Origin of the sequence: Xanthobacter autotrophicus (assembly GCF_029991245.1) — a bacterium.
Taxonomy (GTDB): Bacteria; Pseudomonadota; Alphaproteobacteria; order Rhizobiales; family Xanthobacteraceae; genus Xanthobacter; species Xanthobacter autotrophicus_C.
Genome location: NZ_JAIVFO010000011.1, coordinates 15,265 through 37,233 on the forward strand (window position 1 = coordinate 15,265; position 21,969 = coordinate 37,233).

Annotated in this window: 21 protein-coding genes and 1 pseudogene; 12 read left to right on the forward strand and 10 right to left on the reverse strand. The window is 64.7% G+C overall.

Annotated elements, in window-relative coordinates; translation table 11 throughout:
• Positions 1–29: 29 nt before the first annotated feature.
• On the forward strand, positions 30–443 hold the full coding sequence (locus K9U41_RS03820) for a type II toxin-antitoxin system RelE/ParE family toxin (protein WP_349237828.1): 414 nt from the start codon (positions 30–32) through the stop codon (positions 441–443).
• Complete coding sequence (locus K9U41_RS03825; RefSeq protein ID WP_149576368.1) at positions 329–622, forward strand: addiction module antidote protein; 294 nt, start codon at positions 329–331, stop codon at positions 620–622. Before K9U41_RS03820 ends, K9U41_RS03825 begins: the two co-directional genes overlap by 115 nt.
• Before the next feature lie 83 nt (positions 623–705).
• Here K9U41_RS03825 and K9U41_RS03830 read toward each other — a convergent pair whose 3' ends face one another.
• Entirely contained in the window at positions 706–1,317 is a 612-nt protein-coding gene (locus tag K9U41_RS03830; RefSeq protein WP_282639535.1) for a recombinase family protein, read from the reverse strand.
• 328 nt (positions 1,318–1,645) lie between these two features.
• On the opposite strand from K9U41_RS03830, the gene K9U41_RS03835 reads away from it, so the two are divergent.
• Positions 1,646–2,275: a hypothetical protein gene (locus tag K9U41_RS03835; RefSeq protein WP_282639536.1), complete on the forward strand. Its 630-nt coding sequence runs from the start codon at positions 1,646–1,648 to the stop codon at positions 2,273–2,275.
• 96 nt (positions 2,276–2,371) lie between these two features.
• On the opposite strand, the gene K9U41_RS03840 is transcribed toward K9U41_RS03835, so the two are convergent.
• Positions 2,372–3,082 (reverse strand): hypothetical protein, encoded by a 711-nt coding sequence (locus K9U41_RS03840; RefSeq protein WP_282639537.1) that lies wholly within the window; start codon positions 3,080–3,082, stop codon positions 2,372–2,374.
• 635 nt (positions 3,083–3,717) lie between these two features.
• Here K9U41_RS03840 and K9U41_RS03845 point away from each other — a divergent pair.
• From K9U41_RS03845 to K9U41_RS03865, 5 genes are all read left to right on the forward strand, one after another.
• Complete coding sequence (locus K9U41_RS03845) at positions 3,718–5,082, forward strand: DNA cytosine methyltransferase (protein ID WP_282639538.1); 1,365 nt, start codon at positions 3,718–3,720, stop codon at positions 5,080–5,082.
• A gap of 12 nt (positions 5,083–5,094) precedes the next feature.
• Positions 5,095–6,837 carry an AAA family ATPase gene (locus K9U41_RS03850; protein ID WP_282639539.1) on the forward strand — a complete coding sequence of 581 codons (1,743 nt, stop codon included), beginning with the start codon at positions 5,095–5,097 and terminating at the stop codon, positions 6,835–6,837.
• Positions 6,834–8,105: a hypothetical protein gene (locus K9U41_RS03855; protein WP_282639540.1), complete on the forward strand. Its 1,272-nt coding sequence runs from the start codon at positions 6,834–6,836 to the stop codon at positions 8,103–8,105. Before K9U41_RS03850 ends, K9U41_RS03855 begins: the two co-directional genes overlap by 4 nt.
• Positions 8,106–8,114: 9 nt before the next feature.
• A complete protein-coding gene (locus K9U41_RS03860; protein ID WP_282639541.1) occupies positions 8,115–8,552 on the forward strand; it encodes a very short patch repair endonuclease in 438 nt (145 codons plus the stop codon).
• Between the two features lie 420 nt (positions 8,553–8,972).
• The gene (locus tag K9U41_RS03865; RefSeq protein ID WP_203195904.1) at positions 8,973–9,152 is read left to right on the forward strand and encodes a Myb-like DNA-binding domain-containing protein; all 180 of its coding nucleotides are present in this window, start codon (positions 8,973–8,975) and stop codon (positions 9,150–9,152) included.
• 222 nt (positions 9,153–9,374) lie between these two features.
• Here K9U41_RS03865 and K9U41_RS03870 read toward each other — a convergent pair whose 3' ends face one another.
• The 5 genes and pseudogenes from K9U41_RS03870 to K9U41_RS03890 all read right to left on the reverse strand — a co-directional run bounded on the left by K9U41_RS03870 (position 9,375) and on the right by K9U41_RS03890 (position 15,135).
• Positions 9,375–10,583, reverse strand: coding sequence for a tyrosine-type recombinase/integrase (locus tag K9U41_RS03870; RefSeq protein WP_282639542.1), 1,209 nt, complete (start codon positions 10,581–10,583; stop codon positions 9,375–9,377).
• A gap of 296 nt (positions 10,584–10,879) precedes the next feature.
• Positions 10,880–11,360 (reverse strand): annotated as a pseudogene (locus tag K9U41_RS03875) (recombinase family protein); the annotation flags it as partial.
• A gap of 186 nt (positions 11,361–11,546) precedes the next feature.
• Positions 11,547–12,920, reverse strand: a complete 1,374-nt coding sequence (locus K9U41_RS03880; protein ID WP_282639543.1) for an MFS transporter — start codon at positions 12,918–12,920, stop codon at positions 11,547–11,549.
• Positions 12,921–13,082: 162 nt separating this feature from the next.
• A complete protein-coding gene (locus K9U41_RS03885; RefSeq protein WP_282639544.1) occupies positions 13,083–14,063 on the reverse strand; it encodes a Bug family tripartite tricarboxylate transporter substrate binding protein in 981 nt (326 codons plus the stop codon).
• A gap of 139 nt (positions 14,064–14,202) precedes the next feature.
• Entirely contained in the window at positions 14,203–15,135 is a 933-nt protein-coding gene (locus tag K9U41_RS03890; protein WP_282639545.1) for a dihydrodipicolinate synthase family protein, read from the reverse strand.
• Positions 15,136–15,304: 169 nt separating this feature from the next.
• Between K9U41_RS03890 and K9U41_RS03895 the strand changes: the two genes are divergently transcribed.
• On the forward strand, positions 15,305–16,381 hold the full coding sequence (locus tag K9U41_RS03895; RefSeq protein ID WP_282639546.1) for a LacI family DNA-binding transcriptional regulator: 1,077 nt from the start codon (positions 15,305–15,307) through the stop codon (positions 16,379–16,381).
• A gap of 711 nt (positions 16,382–17,092) precedes the next feature.
• Here K9U41_RS03895 and K9U41_RS03900 read toward each other — a convergent pair.
• Together K9U41_RS03900 and K9U41_RS03905 are read right to left on the reverse strand one after the other, a co-directional pair.
• Positions 17,093–17,869: an enoyl-CoA hydratase-related protein gene (locus K9U41_RS03900; protein WP_282639547.1), complete on the reverse strand. Its 777-nt coding sequence runs from the start codon at positions 17,867–17,869 to the stop codon at positions 17,093–17,095.
• Positions 17,870–17,890: 21 nt separating this feature from the next.
• Positions 17,891–18,124, reverse strand: coding sequence for a hypothetical protein (locus tag K9U41_RS03905; RefSeq protein ID WP_282639548.1), 234 nt, complete (start codon positions 18,122–18,124; stop codon positions 17,891–17,893).
• 168 nt (positions 18,125–18,292) lie between these two features.
• Here K9U41_RS03905 and K9U41_RS03910 point away from each other — a divergent pair, with 168 nt between their 5' ends.
• Complete coding sequence (locus K9U41_RS03910; RefSeq protein WP_282639549.1) at positions 18,293–19,459, forward strand: acyl-CoA dehydrogenase family protein; 1,167 nt, start codon at positions 18,293–18,295, stop codon at positions 19,457–19,459.
• Here the strand turns inward: K9U41_RS03910 and K9U41_RS03915 are convergent.
• On the reverse strand, positions 19,425–19,994 hold the full coding sequence (locus K9U41_RS03915; protein ID WP_349237829.1) for a MarR family winged helix-turn-helix transcriptional regulator: 570 nt from the start codon (positions 19,992–19,994) through the stop codon (positions 19,425–19,427). The two genes, K9U41_RS03910 and K9U41_RS03915, sit on opposite strands and share 35 nt — an antisense overlap.
• A 198-nt stretch (positions 19,995–20,192) precedes the next feature.
• Between K9U41_RS03915 and K9U41_RS03920 the strand changes: the two genes are divergently transcribed.
• Positions 20,193–20,972, forward strand: a complete 780-nt coding sequence (locus K9U41_RS03920) for an SDR family NAD(P)-dependent oxidoreductase (RefSeq protein WP_282639551.1) — start codon at positions 20,193–20,195, stop codon at positions 20,970–20,972.
• An 11-nt stretch (positions 20,973–20,983) separates the two neighbouring features.
• Entirely contained in the window at positions 20,984–21,766 is a 783-nt protein-coding gene (gene badI / locus K9U41_RS03925; RefSeq protein WP_282639552.1) for a 2-ketocyclohexanecarboxyl-CoA hydrolase, read from the forward strand.
• The last annotated feature ends 203 nt before the right edge of the window (positions 21,767–21,969 follow it).

A 21,969-nucleotide genomic window follows, 5' to 3' on the forward strand; every position in this document is an offset into this window, starting at 1 on the left:
AGCGACCTTCTGTGAACTATAGTTCACGCATGATCGAGGTGCGCCAGACCGACGAATTCAGCGCCTGGATCAAAGCGCTTCGTGATGCCAATGCCCGAGCGCGGATCGTCAACCGTATGCGCCGCCTCGCTGCCGGCAATCCCGGTGATGTGAAGCCGGTAGGCTCGGGCGTCAGTGAAATGCGGATCGACTACGGTCCCGGCTACCGGGTCTATTTCGTGCAACGCGGTGATGTTCTGGTGATCCTGCTGTGCGGCGGGGACAAGCGCACGCAGGAAAAAGGACATCGCTATGACCAAGGCGCTCGCCGAGGATCTGGAGGACTGACATGGCAACCAAGACCACCAAATTCGACGCGGCGGACTACATCGACACCGCCGAGGATGTCATCGCCAACATCGAAGCCGCCTTCGAGGATGGCGACCCTACGGTCATCACCATGACGCTCGGCGACATCGCTCGCTCCAAGGGCATGACGGCGGTCGCGAAGGATGCTGGCGTGACCCGCGAGGCGCTCTACAAGGCTCTGAGCGCAGATGGCGACCCGAAGCTGTCCACACTGCTGGGGGTGATGAAGGCGCTCGGCCTGCATCTCACCGTGGTTCGGGGTCGGGCGGCATGACCAAGCTCGCCGCCGAGGAAGCGGTAGATGCTGCGGCCGTGCGCCAGTTCAAAGACCAGCTCGCCAAGGGGGAGTAGCCGGCATCAAGCCGCCCGCCTCTTCGCAACCTTGGCTATGGTCGCGCGGCTACACCCCGTCGCGGCCTGGATCTGCGACCACGACACTCCCTTCTCCAACATCGCGTTGATGCCGGCATTGCGTCCCACGTCCTCTGGGCGCCCGGTATAGCGGCCCTCGGCCATCGCCCTGGCCTGCCCCTGTGCCTGACGGCGGCGCCGGTCCTCGTAATCCTTCCGGGCCACCGCAGCGAGCACATCCAACATCATGGCATTCACGGCCGCGAACATGCGCGAAGTGAATTCGTCGGCCGGGGCTGCGAGCATCCACGAGGTGGGAAGGTCGAGCGCCACGACGCGGACCTGTCGGGCGTCCAGCTCGGAGCGGAGCCGCTGCCAGTCGGCGGACGTGAGGCGGGATAGGCGATCCACCTGTTCGATCAACAGCACGTCGCCGGGACGGCTGTCAGCCAGAAGCCGGAACAGTTCCGGGCGAGCGAGTTTCGCGCCGCTCTCGTTCTCAACGTAGGTCGCCGCGATCCGCAGGCCCTTGTCGTTGGCGAAGGCCTCAAGATCGGCCCGAGCACGAGACGCATCCTGCTCATCGGTGGACGCACGCAGATACAGGCGAACGAGCATGGATGCTCCCGGACAGTTCACTTTGGATGGTTCATATCTATCCGGTTCATTTTGAATGGTCAATTGGTATTTAATGAACCACGTCAGATGTGGTTCACTATGGGCATACCCAAAATGAACTTACATTGTCAGTGCATTCCGCTTCGCGCAAACGGCCGATCTAGCGAACCCGCGAAGTCGAGATGCAGGCTGGTCGATGGCGCCAGCCGCAGCCACCGCTCCTTCTCCACGGGCATGCGTCCCTTGAGGGTGCGGCGATTGTATCGAGGCTTGAGATTTCAACTGTTGGTACGGTGGCGCTCAGCTGACGCTTGGGCAAGGAGCCGGGATGAGCGAGAAAAAGCCTTGGACCGCAGGGCGTATTGCGCGGTGGGCGGTCGGTGCGTTCTTGTTGACATCCTTTGTCTCAGCAATGCTGGAGCCGCGTAAGGAACAGCAAGGAACGGCGTCGTCCCGCGAAGCTGCCAATCCGGTTGCCGTCGTCGATGCCAAGCAGGATCCACCCATCCCGCAACCGCCAGTTCCTATTGTTCCTCTCGGCGGCAACGTTGGCGGCTTCGCCAAGGTCTTCAATGACAAATCCAAGCGTTTGAGTGCCGGTGTCAGGATCGCGAAAGGAAGCTGCGGAACGGAAGTCCGCACAGCTTGCGACTACACATTGACAGATGGGGTATCCATCATCGCCGGCTCTTCTGCGGACAAAAAGACACTCGAATCTCTAACGATTCATCTTCTTACCGACGATAAAATGGTAGTTTTACGTTATTTTTCAGCTCTCGGTGTCATTCTAAACCTTTATGCGCCAACGGCGGGCAAAGACGAGGTCGGCTCCGTCGTCGGTCAACTCGTGACAAAAATTGGAAAGGGCAACAGCGCCGATGCGGTTCTGCATGGAGTTTCTGTCAGAATTCTACTCGTGCAGCCATTTGGCTCGCTCACATCCATATCGAGGCAATAGGTTGGCGAACGCCATGATCCCTCTTCTGCATCTGCAGGAGGGCTCATTGGTGTTCTGAAAACCGAACTGCCCCGTTCCAGTTCCGAAATTGTGGCTTCAAGCGCGACCTGCGGCCTCCTGAGACACATCCACTTCGTGCCGTTCACCGCCGACGCTAATCGTGATCCGATATGCCTTCTGGTCACCTGTCGACGTTTGCGGCGGGTCGAAAACAACCTGCCCTCCATACCATTCGCCCGGCATCATGGTGTTGTCCTTCAACACCTCGCGCTCCAGCGTGGCGAGGTTCTGCTGTCCGCGCTCGACTGCCGAGTTGACCATCTGCGCATTTTGATAAGAGGCGTTTGCCTGGGCTACCGCGTTGGCCGTAGGGCTGTAACCGTTGGTGACGACAGTCGCGGTCCCATACCGGGAATAGACTTGCGACGTATTGGTGTAGTAGCCAGACCGAGACGCAGCAGCGGCATTGGCGCCAGCCGCGACACCCACCAGCACCGCAGCAACAACCTGCCGGGTCTGTTCTTCGCGGACCAAATCCTCGTAGCTGTATACCTTGAGCGGCTGAACAGGCTGGCCATCTATGAGTTGCTCAACCGTGATGTCTTCGGCTCTGAGTGTGATAGGCGCTCCAGTCGCATTGTAGATGCCTACGACGTAGATGGGGCGCGCTCCGGCCCGTATGCCACGAGATGCAGGTCGAACCATGGCGACCGTTTTCGCCTTCTTCGACACGAGGGCCGGTTGGCCATCTCGGTAAATTGCTTCCTGTTGAGCCTTGGGCTGGAAGCGCGCGACTTCAGTGGTCACGCATCCCCCAACCATCAACGCAGCTGCCGCAGCCGCGCCAATTCGCACATATTGCCTCGCCATGCCACCCCCCCAACCTAAGCGTACATCGTGGGGAAGATGCATCCGACTGTCGAGGCGCCTTAACGTTCCGTTAATGCGATCAACGCGAGCGTTGCAATGAGGCCACACCTTACCGATCAGGCGGCGCTGCGCTCGATGAGAGGCTGGCTAAGAGCCCGTTGCGCTGCAACGCCCAGCGGGTGCACGGCGGGACCAACCGTTAGATTGCGATCTCTAACGAGCGGAGCTGACCCATACCTGCCCCTCCACTGCCCTTTCAGCGACGTCCGCTTCGCGCCCCCAATACAGCCGGTCAGATCCTATTGATCATGGCCCAAAAGCTGCCATTGAGCCAAGGTCGCACGAATGTCAGTGACGGACGGGGACACCCGCCCACCCGTGCCGACGATCGCGTCGTAACTGGCTTGTTCGGAACTGCAACCCGACCTTTAACGGAAATTCAGTGTGTCCCCTGCTAATTGGCTGAGTGTGGTTGACCGGGCGCCTTCGGGCAACCGTAATGGCAGAATTGCCGAATCGAGAATGTTCCTATATTGTTCTCGCATGTGAGGCCGTGATTTAAGGGGACGGGAATGAGGACCGTAAAGCCGGGCAGCCGAAAAGATGCTCGACCGACCGAGGGTCCTAGCGTTCTCGATCTCTTCTCCGGCGCAGGCGGAATCGCACTCGGATTCGCAGACGCAGGTTATCGCGTCGTCGGCGGCATCGACAATTTCCAGCAAGCGGTCGAATCGTTCGAAGCGAACATCGCCGGCGCGCGTGGGCTCGCGCGCGATCTGCGGGTGCGCGACTTCTCGGACGTGAAGGAGTTCGTCGGATCGGCCGGCGTCGATGTGATCGTCGGCGGGCCGAGCTGCCAGGGCTTCTCCACGTCGGGCGGTCTCAGCCGCGCGACCGGGCGCGATCAGGATGACCCCCGCAACCGCCTGTTCCTCAACTACCTTGATCTGGTGGACGAACTCCGGCCGTCGTGGATTGTGTTCGAGAACGTGCCCGGCCTGCTGCTCTACAATCAGGGGCGCGTGGCGCTTGAGATCGTCCACGCCTTCCGGGAGATCGGCTACACCGTCGTTCCGATGATCCTGCTGGCGGCCGACTTCGGCGTGCCGCAGCTACGTCGCCGGCTCGTGTTCGTCGGCAACCGGACAGGCGCCGACATCGCGTTCCCGGCGGCCACGCACGGCAACGCAGACCTCTGGCGCAACTACGCCTTGCCCTTCGCGCATCTGTCGCGCATCGGCCACGGCGGCGGTGACGAAGTGCTTCCGCACGTCAGCTTCGCCGACGCCTGCTCCGACCTCCCGCCTGTCGAGGAAGGCAAGGAGGCCGATGGTGTGAAGTATCCCGGCCGCGCGAAGACCGCATATCAGCGCGAGATGCGCAAAGGCTCTCGCTTGGTCCGGCAACACGCCGCCGCCGATCTGGCGGCGATTGACCGCCTTGCCGCGCGCACTCTGAAAGCAGGGCAGAACTGGCGCGACATCCCGATCGACCAGTTGCCCGACAGGTTCCGCCGAATCCGGCCTTACGATGCGACAACTATCCTGAAGCGTCTTCAACACGACGCCCCGGCTTACACCATCACCACGAAGTTCAACGAAGGCACGACGGGCGCCTTCATTCATCCGGATCAGGCCCGAACACTCACCCTACGTGAGGCTGCGCGCCTTCAGTCCTTCCCGGACCGCTTCGTCTTCAGCGGCAGCGCCGCGCAGATCCGGCATCAGATCGGGAATGCCGTTCCGCCGCTGCTCGCCCGCGCCCTGGCCGAGGCCATCCTGCCTTCGGTGCTGCGCGACGTGCACGGCGAGGCGGTGGAAGCCTTGCGCGATGTCGTCGTGGTCGAGAACAAGGTCGGGGACGCGGACATCCTCAAGCTGCGGGCGCCCCGGAAGGTCCGCGACGAGAGCCTGATCCCGTTCGACGACGCGGCGTAGGGGGGCGCGGCCATGCCGTTCTTCGCCCTCGATCACGTCCGCCTGGCGCTCGACTATTTCCAGAAGCCGGACCACACCCACCCCACCCTGATGAGCCTCCTGGCGATGCTGCGTCAGAACGTGCCGGCCAGCGGCGACCCGGATGATGCGATCCAGTTCGGCAGTCCGGTCGAGCGTCGGCTGATGGACGACTACTTCAAGCCGGCCGGCGGCCCGGAGAAAAAGCCCTACTTCCTCGTTTTCGGCACCGGCTACGGCTATAGTCACTGGCGCGACCGGGATTATCCGGGCAAAACGCTTCAGGTGCAGCGGAACAAGCACGACCTGTTCCGGCAGAGCCCGAAGGACAACAAGCGCTGGACCCTGGCGCCGAACCTCATTCAGGCCATCAAGGACACCCCGCCCAAGGAAGTGATTGGCGACATTCCGATCAGCGCCGCCTACTTGGCCGCGTGGTGCTATCGCACCAAGGAAATCGCATCGATCGAGGCGGCGGTCGAGGGGTTTGCGAAGGAGTTCAGGCTGAACGACTACGGTCTGGTTCCGGAGATTTTCTCGACCGACATTCCCGCCGATCTGGCGGCCGTTCCGCTTCAGGACGAACCGATCGACGACGGCGATCTCCTGCTGTTCTTACAGAGCTTGGAGCCGGAGAAGGCGGAGGAGGAGCCCGAGGAGACGCCTGCGCCGGCCGCCGCGCCCACCGCTGCCGTCGCCAAGGTGCATACGCCGCCGCCGCCACCGGGCGACTGGAACATGGCTTTGGCTGATCTCGGCGATCTGTGCGGGCTGCAGGGGATGGAGGAGGCCGCGACACGGGCGCTCGCCGCCTTGGCAGCCGGCGTGCATGTGATCCTCACCGGCCCACCGGGCTCCGGCAAGACCAAGCTGGCCGAATGCATCTGCTCGAAGGCCGGCTTTCCGACGTGGACGGTGCCTGCGACCGATCAGTGGACTACCTTCGAGACAATCGGCGGCTACTTCCCGACGCCCAAGGAAGGTGAGACCGGAGACCGGCTGGATTTCCTGCCGGGGGCGGTCGTGGACTCTCTCGAGAAGGGCAAGTGCCTCATCATCGACGAGATCAACCGCGCCGATATCGACAAGGCGTTCGGCGAGCTGTTCACGCTGCTGAGCGGCAACACCGTGACCCTGCCTTACCGCCGGCGTTCTGACGACGGCAAGTTCCGCCGCGTGCTGCTACAGGTCGGATCGGCGGTGGTCGAGGATGAAGACGCCGACGTGATCGTCGTGCCCGCCTGGTGGCGGATCGTCGGTTCGATGAACGACGCCGACAAGGCGAGTCTCAAGCGTCTGTCGATGGCCTTCGTCCGCCGCTTCGCCTTCATCCCCATCGACCTCCCGTCGCCGGCGATCTACGAGGCGCTAATCCGCGCAGCCGTGGACAAGACGGATGCGGCCAAGAGCGGCGTCGGCAACATGCCCGGTCTCACGAAGGTGCTGATCGAACTGTTCAGCACCGCAGACGGCGGCCTCAGCGGGATCGGATTGCCCCTCGGCCCGGCGTTCCCGTTGTCGATCGCCCGGCACGTCGACAGCGAGTGGCGGCTGGATTCCGGCCGCAGCTTCGAAGCGGTGCTGGCTTCAGCGCTGGAACTCTACGTGATGCCGCAGTTTCAGGGCCGGCCGGATCTGCACGAAAAGGCCGGGGACCTGTTCCGCCCGCTGCTGTCGACGCGCCACGATGAGTTCGACCGCCATCTGGCCGTCTGGACCGGCTATGTGTCGGGATGACGCGCGAGGCATGGCGAGACTTCATCTGCGCTCCTGACCGGGCCGGCCGGCATCTCTCCGCCATCGGGCGCGGAGTCGCCGGCGCGACCGCAGAGGCGATCGACCTAGCGGTTCTCCAGTCCTTCCTCGAGAAGCTGTACGACACCGCAGACGACGTGCGCCTGCTCGGCAGCGCGGTCGATCTCATCGGTGGCGGCTATCGCGCCTATGCCGAGGGGCCGCTACACCGAGTCCTCGATGCCTTGTCGAACGAGATGCTGGCGCAGGAGCAGGTCGTCGGCCCTGGCCTGCGCGGCAATGCCCGATGGGATCGGACGATCCTTCAGCGGATGGCGGGCACGCTCTCGCCGGTCCATTACGTCAGTCGGACCTCACGTCGCTCCTTCGAAATGCCGGAAAACCAACTGCTGTCGTGGTTGGTCGATGATCTTCGCCGCACGGTGTCGATCGTCGAGCAGAGGGTCGGGTCGGCTGCGCTCCACACGGACCTCCAGATTCTTCGAGATGAATGCGAGCGGGCGCGCCAGCACCATTGGTTCAGCGACATCTCCGTTCCGCTGCGCCTCACGCCTGAGATGATCGCAGCGGCCACCCGCCATCGGCGCCCGGAGTATCGAGCCGCGGCGGCCCTAGCACGCCGGCGGCTGGAGATGGAAACGAACGATCATCACGCCTGGTGGTATACGATCATGTCGCTGCTCGCCGTGAACTGGCTGGAGCCGGTGAACGACGACGATTTGTTCGAGCTCTATGTGCTGGTTCTCGCCCTCGATCTGCTGAGCGACGAGCTGGGCTTCGGCGAGCCGGTCGAATACGGCCTGGTGACGAGCCGGCGCGGCCATGTCGCGCTGTTCGAGGACGATCACCAGAAGGTTCGGGTCTACTTCGATCAGACGCCGGCGACGGTGCTCGGAATCGCGACTGAATACGGCCAGGTGTTCGCTCAGCACCGCGGCATCTCGGGCGGTGAGCGGCGGCCCGACATCCTGGTCGTCGCCGAGAGAGAAGGTGAAACCCGGCTCGTGCTGATCGAGATGAAGAAGACCGTCGACGGCCGTTATATTAGCGATAGCGTATACAAGGTCTTTGCCTATCTCTACGACTTCAGTGACACTGCTGGTGCGGGCCGCACGGTGAAGGCGGTCCTGGTCGTGCCCGGCGGCGTCTCGGCCGTGCCCGGCGCGTCCGCTGGCCGGACCGTGTTCGTTGCGTCCGGCGATGATCGGGCCGGGATGGCGCAAGCGATGAAGGACGCTCTGACGGCGTAACCGGAGACGATGGATAGACTGACGCCCGAGGCCCGAAGTGCAAACATGAAAGCTGTCCGGCGCAAGGACACCGCGCCGGAGATGATCGTTCGGCGCCTGCTGCACGCGGCCGGTTATCGCTACCGGCTCCACGTCAAGAAGCTGCCCGGCTCGCCGGACATCGTGTTCCCCGGTCGCAAGAAGGCGATCTTCGTGCACGGGTGCTTCTGGCACGGTCACGATTGCCGCGCCGGCCGACGACCGCAGAGCCGTCAGGACTATTGGGTTCCGAAGATCGCAAGGAACCGGGAGCGGGACGCTGCGTCGGTGGACGCCCTCTCGCGGTCGGGCTGGACTTCGCTTACCGTGTGGGAGTGCAGGGTGACGGACCGCGACTCGCTGACTGAGCAGCTTGTCGATTTCCTCGGACCGGCGGGCTCGGTAATCGACGGCAAAGAGCGCGGGTAGTGTCTGGGGTTGCAGCGACTTAGAAGCAGAGAATGGCGAGTTCGGGTGGGTCGCTGATCGGCGGCTATCCGTGCAGCCGAATCTCGAAGGGGACGTTCCGGTCACGGCCCCAAACCGGCCGTTCATCGTCGCCGCAGCGGGCTGATGGCTGGCCGTGTGCTTGTGAGGTGTTCCTGATCGTCCATGGGGCTCTCCAAAGGTTGAGAAACCCCGTGATGGTCCGCCCGCCTATGCCGGGCACCACATGGAAAGTACCCAACCGCCCGTCATGCAGCGCGCCTACCGCGGCAGCGGTTTAGTCCTCTGGCGCCGAGCGGCCGGATGGTGCTGACACGATCGCAGCACGTCCCGCCGCTTGGCGCCATCGCTGACATAGATAGTGCGAATGCCGGATGCGTCCTGGCAAAGTAGGAGCAGATCATGGCCGAGCGATTTGAACGCCACCGCCAGCCCTGGACCCATGAGGAACTCGAAAAGCTCAAATTGCTGGCCAAGAAGGGTATGGCACTCAAAGCCATTTCGAAAGCGATGACGCGCAGCGAGGAATCCATCAAAGACCGCGCCAAAATCGATGGCATTGGGATCGCGAAGCTCCGTTAGGCCCTGCTCACGGTACAGCCCCGACTACGCGTCCCGTGCTTCGCTCTCACGGAGTGGCAAATCGGCAATTTGGCAATTTCGGCACAGACGCCGTGCCAAATTCACCGCACACAACATATTGAAAATGAATGGGATTTCTATTTCGGCGATTTTGGCATTTCGGCACATAAGATACCCTATTCAATAAGTAGTAGTATAATAATACCATTTTATTTCTACCCATCATTCCACGGCCTTTGGCTGGCAATGGGCCGCCCATGCCGTCATCAGCTCGCGGCGCTTCTCCAGGGCATCACCCCGGCGATAGGCCCGCTCGGTGGCATCCCCCACGACATGGGCGAGGGCGGCTTCGGCGATCTCCCGTGGGAAACCCGTCTCCTCGGCGGCCCAGTCCCGGAAAGACGAGCGGAAGCCGTGGACGGTGATCTCCAGCTTCTGGCGGCGCAGGAGCATTTCCATGGCCATGCTGCTTAAGGGGCGGCCCTTCCGCTGCCCAGGGAAGACGTAAGCACCCTTGTCGTCATCCTCTGGGCGCAGGGCTTCCAGCGCCCTCAGGAGCGCAATGGCGGGCGCCGTCAGGGGTACACGATGTTCTCGCCCGGCCTTCATGCGATTGGCCGGCACCGTCCATACCTCGGCCTTGAGATCGACCTCGCCCCACGTCGCCCCCAGCGCCTCGCCCGACCGGGCGGCCGTCAGAATGGCGAACTCCAGGGCTCGCGCTGCCATAGCCTCCCGCGTCCGCAGTTCGGTGAGGAAGGCGGGCACCTCTGCGTAGGGGAGGGCGGGGTGATGACCACGCTGGAGCTTCTGGCGCTTCGGCAGAAGGGTGTCGAGGTGGCCCCGCCAGCGGGCGGGGTTATCTCCCGTGCGCAGCCCCTTGGCCTTGGCGGCATCCAGCACCTTCTCGATGCGGCCCCGGAGGCGAGACGCTGTCTCGTTCTTCTCCATCCACACCGGTTGCAGGACCGCGAGCACGTCATCGGTATTGATGTCCGCCAGCTTCCTCTCGCGGATCTTCGCGCAGTAGGCGGGGCCGAGGGTCATTTTCCATTGTGCCGCGTGCTTCTCATTCCTGAAGCCGGGCGTCAGCTTCTCAGCCATGGCATCGGCGAACTCCCCGAAGGAGGGAGCCCCCTCAGCCTCCTTTTGGCGCGCCTCAGAGGCTTTTCGGCTTTCCAGTGGGTCCTGCCGCTCCGCCGTGAGGCGGCGGGCGTCCTCGGCCTTCTGGCGCGCTTCAGCGAGGCCGACATCCCTGGCCGAGCCCAGCCCCATCTCCCGGCGCTTCCCATCGCGGCGGAACATGAAGAGCCATGCCTTCGTGCCGGTGGGGCCGATCTGGAGATAGAGACCACCGCCGTCCGCATAGCGGCCCGGTTCCTTCAGGTTCGCCACGGTCCGTGCGGTGAGCCGGTTCGTTGCACGTGCCACATACCCCTCCGATGGGAAGCCAACCCCACCGGGATCCTAAACACACTAACCCCACTTTCAACCCCACCTCATGAGCTGGCTTTGGCCGGACGCTCTGAAACGATAGCGGACAGGAGATGGAGTAATTAATTGATATACATGCTACTTAACGAACGGAGCCGAACGCCCCCGGACAGGAGTTCGTCGGACCCCCTCTCCGCCATAACCAATTGATTTTGCGGTGTTTTTTGACTTTTGCCGTTCGGCGGAAATAGCGCGGCCGGTTCAAAGGCATGGGCCGAGGCTCGTCCTGCAACTGCAGGGAGAGACCTTGTCGGTACCGGAACCGAGCCAAGCTCGGCATAACGCCCGAAGATGTGCCGGACCGTTTCCGCCTCGGCCTCGGCGATCTCCAGCTTGCGGTCGCGGACCTCGTAGCCGAGCGGCGGGCGTTCACCCATCCACATGCCCTTGGAGCGCGCGGGTGAGGCGGTCGACCTTGTAGACGACCACCGTGTCGATGAGCTTGGCCTCCACATCAGCGAGGAGCTTCCGCAGGGCCGGCCGTTCCATGGTGCCGCCGGAGAAGCCGCCGTCGTCGTACATCCGGGGCAGGACGATCCAGCCTTCCGCCTTCTGGCTGGCGACATAGGCTTCGCAGGCCTCGCGCCGGGCGTCGAGGGAGTTGAAGCTCTGCTCCAGCCCCTCCTCGGAGGATTTGCGGGTGTAGATGGCGCAGCGGACCAAGGAGGGCTTGCTGGTCGGCGCTCGGACAGCCCCGCCACGTAGAGTGGGCACATCTGTCGCCGCTTCTTGTGCCCCAGCAGGGCGACAAACGGCTCCAGAAACACCCCCAACGCCTCATCCCAGCTCGCCATGGCCTGCGCGCGAGTCCGCGCGCAAACCTCAACACGTCAGCATTATCAATCCATTAATCCGCCAAAGTAGCGCGAGGGCTGAGGGGCAACGTCACGTCGGCAGACGCTACGGGGACAATTCTTCCAGCACCCGCCCCTTGGTCTCGATGGCGAAGAGCATGGTGACCAGGGCGCCGACGATGAGGACGCCGGCGAAGGCAGCGAAGACATACTGGATGCCGGCGGCGCCCATGATGGTGCCGACGACGATGGGGCCGGCCGAGGAGCCGAGGCGCAGCCATGCGCTGCCGAGACCGGTGCCGATCGCCCTGAGGCGCGTCGGATAGAGCTCCGCCGAATAAAGGTAGAGCGAGAAGGTGATGGTCTGCACGATCGCATAGGCGAGGCTGGCCAGGATCAGCACTTCGGTCGGTGAGGTCGCGCCGAGCAGGGCGAGGACCAACAGCGGGATGGGCGCCGCGAGGAAGGCGAAGGTATACCAGCGCTTGCGGCCGACCTTGTCGATCAGCAGGGCGCAGGCGATGGAAGCCACCACGCCGGCGACCGAGGTCAGGAGGCCGTAGAGCAGCGCCGTCTCCAGCGGCAGGTTGAAGGTCTGCCGGTAGAGCGTGGGCAGCCAGGCGATCATGCCGTTGGCCACGAGGTAGGAGCAGAACCACATGGACCAGATGGTCAGCGTCCGCCGGCGGTAGATGCCCGTGAACAGTTCGCGGATGCCGGAGCGCTCCACCGGCTTCACCGCCACCGCCTTCGGCTCCGCAAGCACATGGCCCTGCGCGGTGGCGCTGCGCTCGAGTTCCGAGACGATCCTGTCGGCCTCGTCATAGCGCCCCTTGGCGGCGAGCCAGCGCGGCGATTCCTTCATGAAGAAGCGCAGCGGAATGAGGATGGCCGCGGGGACGAGGCCGACAAGGAACATGGCCTGCCAGCCGTAGACCGGCACCAGTGCGCGGGCGATGATGCCTGCTCCCACGAGGCCGAACAGGAACATCACCTCGTAGAGCAGGAAGAAGCGGCCGCGCCCCTTCGAGCTGATGTATTCGTTGATGTAGGCGCTCGCCACGGGCACCTCGCCACCAGTGCCGATGCCCTGGATGAAGCGGAATGCCATCATGGAGGCGGCGCCCCAGGCGAACAGGCAGGCGATATCCATGCTGACGAACAGCAGGATGGTAAACAGCAGCACCGAGAGGCGGCCGATGCGCTCGGCGAGCCAGCCGAAGAAAACCGCGCCGATGAGCTGACCGAGGTAGCCCATGGAAAGGATCATGCCGGTCTGCTCGGGCTTGAGCCCCCACTCGCGCACCAGCACCGGCATCGCATAGGCGATGGCGATCACGGTGTAGCCGTCGAAGAAGGTGGCGGCGCCGATGATATTCCGGGTCCAGAACACGCGCCGCGTGATCGGGAGCCGCTCGATGCGGGCGCTGATGTCCGCCGGGCCGTCGGCCACCATGTGGGGTGGGGTCTGCGTGAGCATGTCGGTCCTCCAAGGGGTGCTTTCGTTTTTGGTCTCGCTGCGTCCGCGTGCGCAGAGATTCCGCCCAGAGGGCGCGGACGCGCTCGGCGTGAAGCGCGCCCCGGCATTGCATTTGGTGGAAAAGGGGGAGAGGAGGCGGCTCGGGAGCGTCCCCCCGGCACCTCAGCTCGGCTCGAAATTGACCGAGGCGAGCAGGTCGGCGCCCTTCTTGAGGTAGGCCCGCTGGAAGGCGTCGAACTGCTGCGGCGTCTCGGTGACGGGCTCGATGCCGATCTTCGCGAGCTGCCCGCTGTCGGCAAGCGCGCGGACGGCCTCGTTGACAGCGGCATTCAGCGTCTTCACCAGGTCGGGCGGCATGTCCTTCGGGCCCCAGACGCCATACCAGGAGGACTGGTTGAGGCCGGGCAGGCCGCTTTCGGCGGCGGTCGGAACCTGTGGGGCGAGGCTGCTGCGCTTGCTCGATGTGAGCGCGATAGCCTTCACGCTCCCGGCCTGCGCATAGGGCAGCAGCGCCAGCACCGGGTCGATCATGAGCTGGACGTTGCCGCCGGCCACGTCGTTGAGGCCTGGGGCCGTGCCGCGATAGGGGATGATGTCGAGGTTGAGGTTCGCCAGGTTGTTGAACTCGATGGTGGCGAGATGCCCGGGAGAGCCCATGGCCGCGACGGCGAGGTTCCAGTCCTGCGGCGCCTTGGTGGCGCTGGCGATGATCTCGGCGATGGTGGTCTGCGGCCGCTTCGGCGACATCACCATGATCATGGGCGCCTCGCCGGCCCGCGCGATCGGGGTGAAGTCGGTGATGGGATCATACGGCGGCGTCTTCATCACGCTGCCGGCCATCACATGGGTCCCGGCCGAGAACAGGATGGTGTAGCCGTCCGGGTCGGACTTGCGCACCGCGCTGCCGCCGGTCGTGCCGTTGGCCCCGCTGCGGTTGTCGATGACGACCGTGTAGCCCTTGAGTTCCTTGAGCTTCTGCCCGATCAGCCGGGCGAACACGTCGACGCCGCCGCCGGGGGCGAACGGGACGACCAGCTTGATGGGCCGGCTGGGATAGTCGCTCGCCGCCCGCAGGACGGTCGGGGCGAGGGCCGCGCCGAACAGGGCGGCGGAGGAGACTAGAAAGTCCCGTCGCTTGAGCATGATGTCCTCCAGATGCCCCGGGTTGCTCCCGGATGGCGATGTTTTCTTGATTATGCACGCCGGATGCGCCGGCGCTCGCCGTGACCCGTCATCGGGCCGCCGAGGCGGCCCGATGCGGTTCCTGGTCTGCAGACGGCGATCAGGCCGCGAGCGCGTCGGCGACGACCGTGAGGCCGGAGGCCTTCACGGCCGCGCGGATCTCGGCGTCGGCGGCATCGCCGATGGGCTTGAGGGGCTCGCGGATGTTGACGTTGTCGATGAGGCCGCGGGCGCGGAGCGCATGCTTGAGGGCGACGGTGCCCTCCATGTGCGAGCCGCGGTGGTAGACCGCGCGGGTCACGGGAAGCAGCTGCTCGTGGTACTTGCGGGCCAGGGTGTAGTCCTGCGCCTTGCCGGCATTGAGGTATTCGATCAGCAGCTCGGGCGCCATGTTGCCGTAGCCGACCAGCAGGCCGTCCACGTCGAACATGGTGGGCAGCAGCCACTCGTCGTGGCAGGACATGATGGCAAGGTTCGGGAAGGCGTTCTTGAGGGCCGGGATCTCGTTGTACCAGCGCTTCATGTCGCGCACGCCGTTCTTGGTGGCGGTCACGCCCGGGATGGCGGCGATCTCGAGCTGGGTGTCGAGGTCGTAATTGGCCTTGGTCACGGCCGGATACTGGAACAGGATGCACTCCAGGCCCGACTGGGCGATGGCCTTGTAGCGGTCCTGCGGGGCGCCCTTCTGGTAGCCGAAGCGCAGCCAGCCGTGGTTGGGATACACGAGCGCGCCGCTCGCGCCGGCATCGAACTTCTTCTTCGCCTCGATCTCGGCGACCTTGGTGCCTTCACCGGTGATGCCGGCGATGACGGGGAGGGGGGTCGCGTCCTTGTAGACGCGGATCAGCTCGATCTGCTCCTCGAAGGTCAGGAAGGTGCCCTCGCCAGCGTGGCCGAGGATGACGAGGCTCTTCACGCCGGGAATGGCGGCCAGCCACTTGGCGAGGCGCGCGTTGCCGTCGAAATCGACGTCGCCATTGTCCTTGAAGAGGGTGACGGGGGCGGGGTTCAGGCCCTTCCAGTCGATAGCCATGGTTCCAGTTCCTTCCTTGGGATCGTTCAGACCGAAAATCCGGTCCCGCTTCCTCCGACCCGCAGCTTTTGTTGGATCGTTAGCGGGAACGTTCCCATAATTGCGCTTGTGTCCGGCTCCTGTCAATCGCTAACTTGTCGCCAGGCCCCAGATCGAAGGACACACGCCGTTGCAGGATGAAGAACCGCAGGAGCGGCACGGACGGGTGACCATCCTCGATGTCGCGGCGGCGGCCGGCGTCTCCAAATCCACCGTGTCGCGCATCCTGGACGAGCGCCTCCCCCGTTCCGACAACGCGACGGCCCGGCGCGTGCGGCAGGTGGCGGAAAGCCTCGGCTACATGCGGGACGTTTCCGCCGCGAGCCTGCGGCGCGGCCAGACCAACACCATCGGCGTCATCGTCCCGCGGCTGACCGACACCGTGATGGCCATGCTCTACGAGGCTCTGGCCCGGGCCTGCGCCCGCACCGGGCAATTCGCCATCGTCGCCACCACGGACGACGAGCCGCGCGCCGACCGCGCGGCCGCGCAGACCCTGCTGCAGCGGGGTGTGGACGGCCTCGTCCTCTCCACTGCGCGGACGGGGGACGACTTTGCGCAGGAACTGGCGAACCGCGGTGTGCCCTATGTGCTCGCTCTGCGCAGCGACGGGCGCAGCCTCGCCTCGGTGGGGGACGACCGGCTCGGCGGATATCTGGCGACCCGGCATCTGATCGACCTGGGTCACCGCCGCATCGGCATCATCGCGGGGCCGAGCTATGCCTCCAGTAGCCGGGGCCGCGTCGAAGGCTACCGGGAGGCGCTCGCCGAGGCAGGCATTCCCGAGGACCCCGCATTGCTGATCGAATCCACCTTCGGCATCGATTCGGGGGCGGATGCGGCGGAGCGGCTGATGCGCCTCCCCGATCCGCCCACCGCGCTGTTCGCAGTCAACGACAACACCGCCATCGGCGCCCTGTCGACGCTCGCGCGGCTCGGCCTGACGGTGCCGGGCGACGTATCGCTGGTGGGCTACAACGACATTCCCATCGTCAGCCGCCTGCCGACCCCGCTCACCTCGGTGCGCGTCCCGTTCGACCAGATCGCCGCCGACGCGTTGGATCTCCTGACCCGAGGCCCCGCAACGCGGTCCGACCGCCTCCGAATCGCCGCCCCGACCCTCATCCCCCGTCAGTCAACGGCGGTTCCGCGTCAAACGCGCGCCGGAGCCGGAAGGGTCAGGCGGCGAGGGCTGGAAACCCGTTAACCGATGGGGGAGGCACCAGCGGTGCTTCATTCCATAAGTGGCGCATCTCGGACGTTTGGTACGCAACTCAGAGAAGGAAGGGATGCCATGCCATCTCAGGCCCCTCGGCGATCGGCAACATGCCTCAGATCGCGCGCGTGAACGGCTCTTTTCCTTCCCGGCGGCGTGAGCCCTAGCCAGGAGTTTTCCAGCTCCGGCTAGGGCCGCCTGCCCGAGGCCGAAGGCGAGAAGTCCGCGAAGACGAAGCTCAAGAGCTATCCGATCGGCTTCTTCCATGTCGATCTCGCCGAAGTGCTGTCTCGGCTCAAGCAGAAGACATGAATGTCAGGTCCTGGACGCCGAGGGGGCGTCCTACAGCTTGTCGGCGAGAAGGATTTCACCCGGTGGAAGGTATTCCAGCAACTCGCGCCCGACAGGGGTATCGCCTCAGGCTGCGATGCTCAGCCGGCACGATCTATTCCCTTGGCAACGGGCCACATACAGACAATGCGGCAGACTTATGTAAAAATGCGATATTACAATAATCGTCAAATTAATATTAGCTTCAACTGGATCACCCGGTTGGGCAGGCCAAAGATTGCAGCTCTTCAGCATGGATGACATGCTGAAGTAGCCCGAGACCATTCCCGGGGCTCGGAAGGCTGGGGGCGTTCCCGCATTCGGCGCCAAGACGCGAGCCGAGCTGCGGAGCTCAATGCGCGCGCAACCTGGTCACCGGTTGCGGAAAACGGGCTTGCGCTTTTCGGCGAAGGCGTTCATCCCCTCGCGCCGGTCGTCGAGGGCGAAGGTGGCGTAGAGCAGGCGGCGTTCAACATACAGGCCCTCCTGGAGATGAGTCTCGTAGGCCTTGTTCACCGCTTCCTTCGCCAGCGCCACGACGGGGCGGGAGGAGGCGGCGATGCGCGCGGCGATGGCCACGGCTTCGGCCAGATGTTTCCCTTCTGCCACCACCCGGCTGACGAGGCCCATGGTCAGCGCCTCCGCGGCGGACAAGGCGCGGCCGGTGAGGATCATGTCCATGGCAATCGCCTTGCCGACGATGCGCGTGAGGCGCTGGGTGCCACCGGCACCGGGAATGATGCCGATGGTGGTTTCCGGCAGGGCAAAGCGGGCTGTCTGCGACGCCACGATGATGTCGCACATCAAGGCCAGCTCGCAGCCGCCGCCGATGGCATGCCCCGCCACCGCCGCGACGGTCGGCTTGCGTACCCGTGACAGGCCTTCCCACGTGGCGGTGATGAACTGCTCCGCATAGACTTCGGCGAAGGTCTTGTCCTTGATCTCCTTGATGTCGGCGCCGGCGGCGAAGGCCTTGTCCGAGCCGGTGACCACGATCGCGCCGATGGCGCCGTCAGCATCGAAGGCGGCGGCCGCATGGGACAGCTCTGAGGTGATCTGGCGGTTCAGCGCGTTGAGCGCCTCCGGCCGGTTGAGGGTGATGATGCCGACCGGGCCGTCCGTAGCGACGAGGATGGTTTCATAGGTCATGTCTCTGGCCCTCGGTGCTGCTCAGGGAATGCGGATGAGGATCTTGCCCATGCGGGCCGCGTCTTCGAGGTGGGCGAAGGCGGCGGGCACCTCGGCCACCACGCCGACGCCGGAGTCGCGCATGTAGAGATCGACGCGATTGACCGATGCCGCCAGCATCCGAACCTTCGCCCATCCCTCGGGCACGGCGGGTTCCGGCATGTCGCGAAGAGCGACGCCATGGGCGCCGCGTTCCGTCAAGACAATGGCTTTCACGGTTTTTCCTCCCCTGAAGCAGGATAATATATTGTCTTATTGACGCAAGCCGAACGCGACGCGAATGCGCTTATAAAGGCTTAACTTCATGCTCCACGCCACCGTCTTGCGGATAGGGCTTCTCGCATATATAGGTAAATATATTGCCACAATAAAGGGGAGGATGTCATGGCCTTGGATCCCGGGACCCTGTCCCAGCTGCTTGATGCGATCCGCCGCTTCGTCGACGAGCGGCTCATCCCCGCAGAGGCCGAGGTGGCCGAGACCGACGCCATTCCGGCCGCCATCGTCGCGGAGATGCGCGAACTGGGTCTGTTCGGACTGACCGCGCCGGAGGACTTTGGCGGCCTCGGCCTCACCATGGAGGAGGAGGTGCTTGCGGTGTTCGAGCTCGGCCGCGCCGCGCCGGCGTTCCGCTCCATGTTCGCCACCAACGTGGGCATCGGCATGCAGGGCATCGCCATCGACGGCACGCCGGAGCAAAAGGCGAAATATCTGCCTGGCCTCGCCTCCGGCGAAATCGTCGGCGCGTTTGCCCTCACCGAGCCGGAGGTGGGATCCGACGCCGGATCGGTCAAGACCACGGCGCGCCGCGACGGTGACGTCTATGTGCTGAACGGGACCAAGCGCTTCATCACCAACGCTCCTCATGCCGGCCTGTTTACCGTGATGGCACGCACCGATCCCAGCCAGAAGGGCGCCTCCGGCGTCTCGGCCTTCGCCGTGGAGCGCGGAACGCCCGGCCTGTCCACCGGCAAGCCGGAAAAGAAGATGGGCCAGCAGGGTGCCCATGTGTGCGATGTCATCTTCGACGATTGCCGGGTGCCTGCATCCGCGCTCATCGGCGGCATCGAGGGCCAGGGCTTCAAGACGGCCATGAAGGTGCTGGACAAGGGTCGCCTGCACATCGCCGCCGCCTGCGTGGGCCTCGCCGAGCGCATCCTCGACGACATGCTGGCCTATGCGGTGGGCCGCAAGCAGTTCGGCCGGCCTCTGGCCGAGTTCCAGCTGCTCCAGGCCATGTTTGCCGATTCGAAGGCAGATGCCTACGCCGCTCGCTGCATGGTGCTCGATGCTGCCCGCAAGCGCGATGCCGGGCAGGACGTGAGCGTGGAAGCCTCCTGCGCCAAGATGTTCGCCTCCGAGGCGGTGGGCCGGATCGCCGACCGCAACGTGCAGGTCCACGGCGGCAATGGCTATATCCGCGAATACCGGGCCGAGCAGCTCTTCCGCGATGCCCGCCTGTTCCGGATCTATGAGGGCACCACCCAGATCCAGCAGATCATCATTGCCAAGGCACTCACCGCCGGGGCGAAGGAACGCGCCGGACTCTAGGGACCGGCGCGGCGGCCGGCACGGACTCGCCTTCATCCGGACGACGGGCGGCGATCTCCGGATCGAGGGCCTTGAAGTTGGCGAGCATCTTGTCGAGGTAGTGGATCACGTGGATCTTGTCCTCGGTGGAGAAGCCGGCCAGCGCCGCGTCGTAATAATCGGCGATGACGGGGCGCATGTTGGCGTCCCACAGGCTGCGCCCCTTGGGGGTCAGGCGGATGAGGCGCGAGCGATTGTCGTTGGCATCCACCGTGCGCTCCACATAGTCCATGGCTTCGAGCCGCTGCAAGACGCCGGCGAGGTTCTGCCGGGTGACCAGCAGGAAGGCGGCGAGGTCGCCCACCGCCACGCCCTCGGCGAAGGCGGGGCGCGTGAGGGCGCCGAGCACCGCCCATTGCTGGGTGGTGATCTCATAGTCGTCCAGCGCCCGCGTGCCGGTCTTATGCAACATGTTGGCGCATTGGTAGAGCCGGAAGAAGAGCCTGTTGCTCAGTCCCGGTGAAATCCCGCGTGAAGTGCCGCCATTCTTTTTCATGCCAGCACTCTGACCGCGCCGCAGCGCTCGGTCAAGGGATCCCCGGCAGCCCATTTTAAGGAAATATATTGACATAAAAAGCGCGACCCGATAGAGCAATGTCACAAGGGCGGCGGGCGCATCAACGAAGGTTCCTCGCCAGAATAGGCAGTAACGTCGAGCTTTCGGTACCTTCGCTCCTGCCCATGACCATGGAGGATGACCACCGTGCGAGGCTTAAAAGGTAAAGTAGTTGTTGTAACTGGCGGTGGCGGCGGGATCGGATCGGCAACCTGCCGGCGCTTCGCCGAGGAAGGCGCCCGCGTCGTGGTTGCCGACATCAGCACTGCCGCCGCGGAAAAGGTGGCGGAGGAGATCAAGGCTGCCGGCGGCGAGGCCATCACCGCGGTGGTGGACCTCACCGATGCTGCCGCTACCGCAGCCAAGGTGGCCGAAGTGGAGAGTGCCTTCGGCCCCATCGACATCCTGGTCAATAATGCCGGCTGGGACCTGTTCGTGCCGTTCCTGAAGTCGGAGCCCGACTTCTGGACCAAGATCATCGACATCAACCTGCGCTCGGTGCTGAACATCACCAAGCCGGTGCTCGCCTCCATCGTCGGGCGCGGCGTTGCCGGACGCGTGGTCTCCATCGGCTCCGATGCCGGGCGCGTCGGCTCCTCGGGCGAGGCGGTCTATGCCGCCTGCAAGGCCGGGGTCATCGCCTTCATGAAGACGCTCGCCCGCGAGCATGCGCGCAACGGCATCACCTTCAACACCGTGTGCCCGGGCGTCACCGAGACCGTCATGCTGGAAAGCTTCATGGAGGCGGCCGGCGACAAGGACAAGCTGCGTGTCGCCTTCACCCGCGCGGTGCCGCTCGGCCGACTGGGCAAGCCCGACGACCTGCCGGGTGCCATCGTGTTCCTGTCCAGTGACGACGCCGCCTTCATCACCGGCCAGGTGATCTCGGTCTCCGGCGGCCTCACCATGCACGGCTGAGGGGGGAAATCATGAGCTATACGGACATTCTCTACGATATCCGCGGCGGTGCCGCCTGGATCACCATCAATCGGCCGGACAAATACAATGCCTTCCGCGGCCAGACCGTGGACGAGCTCATCCACGCCTTCCAGACCGCAGGCTGGGACCGCAAGGTCGGCGTGATCGTGCTGACCGGCGCCGGCGACAAGGCATTCTGCACCGGCGGCGACCAGTCGGCCCACGACGGCCAGTATGACGGGCGCGGCGTCATCGGCCTGCCCATCGACGAATTGCAGAGCCTGATCCGCGACGTGCCGAAGCCGGTCATCGCCCGCGTCAACGGCTTCGCCATCGGCGGCGGCAATGTGCTCGCCACCATCTGCGACCTCACCATCGCCTCCGACAAGGCCCAGTTCGGCCAGGTGGGTCCCAAGGTGGGCTCGGTGGATCCGGGCTTCGGCACCGCCTATCTCGCCCGCGTGGTCGGCGAGAAGAAGGCCCGCGAGATCTGGTACCTCAACAAGCGCTACACCGCTGCAGAGGCGCTCGCCATGGGCCTCGCCAATGCCGTCGTTCCGCCAGAGGAGCTCGATGCCGAGGTCGACCGCTGGGTCGCCGAGCTGATGGACCGCTCGCCCACCGCCCTGGCGCTGGCCAAGGTCTCGTTCAACGCCGACAGCGAGAACATCCGGGGCATCTCCGCCCTCGGCATGCGCGCGCTCAGCCTCTACTACGACACCGACGAGAGCAAGGAGGGCGGTGTCGCCTTCCGCGAGAAGCGCAAGCCCGATTTCCGCAAGTTCGGAAAGTAGGCCGGACGGCCACTGGGCAGATGGGCCTGCCGTCTGGCCCGGTGGCTTCAGTCCCCCGAACGCGCGTGTGCCGTAACGCGATCCTGTCCCGCCATGGGGCGCCAGCGGCGACACGGCGCCGCCATGCCGGTGTCAGGGCTCCGGCATGGCGGCAACGGCCCGTGAGCCCGCGGGGCGCGTGATCGCGGCGGCAGGATCGGTGC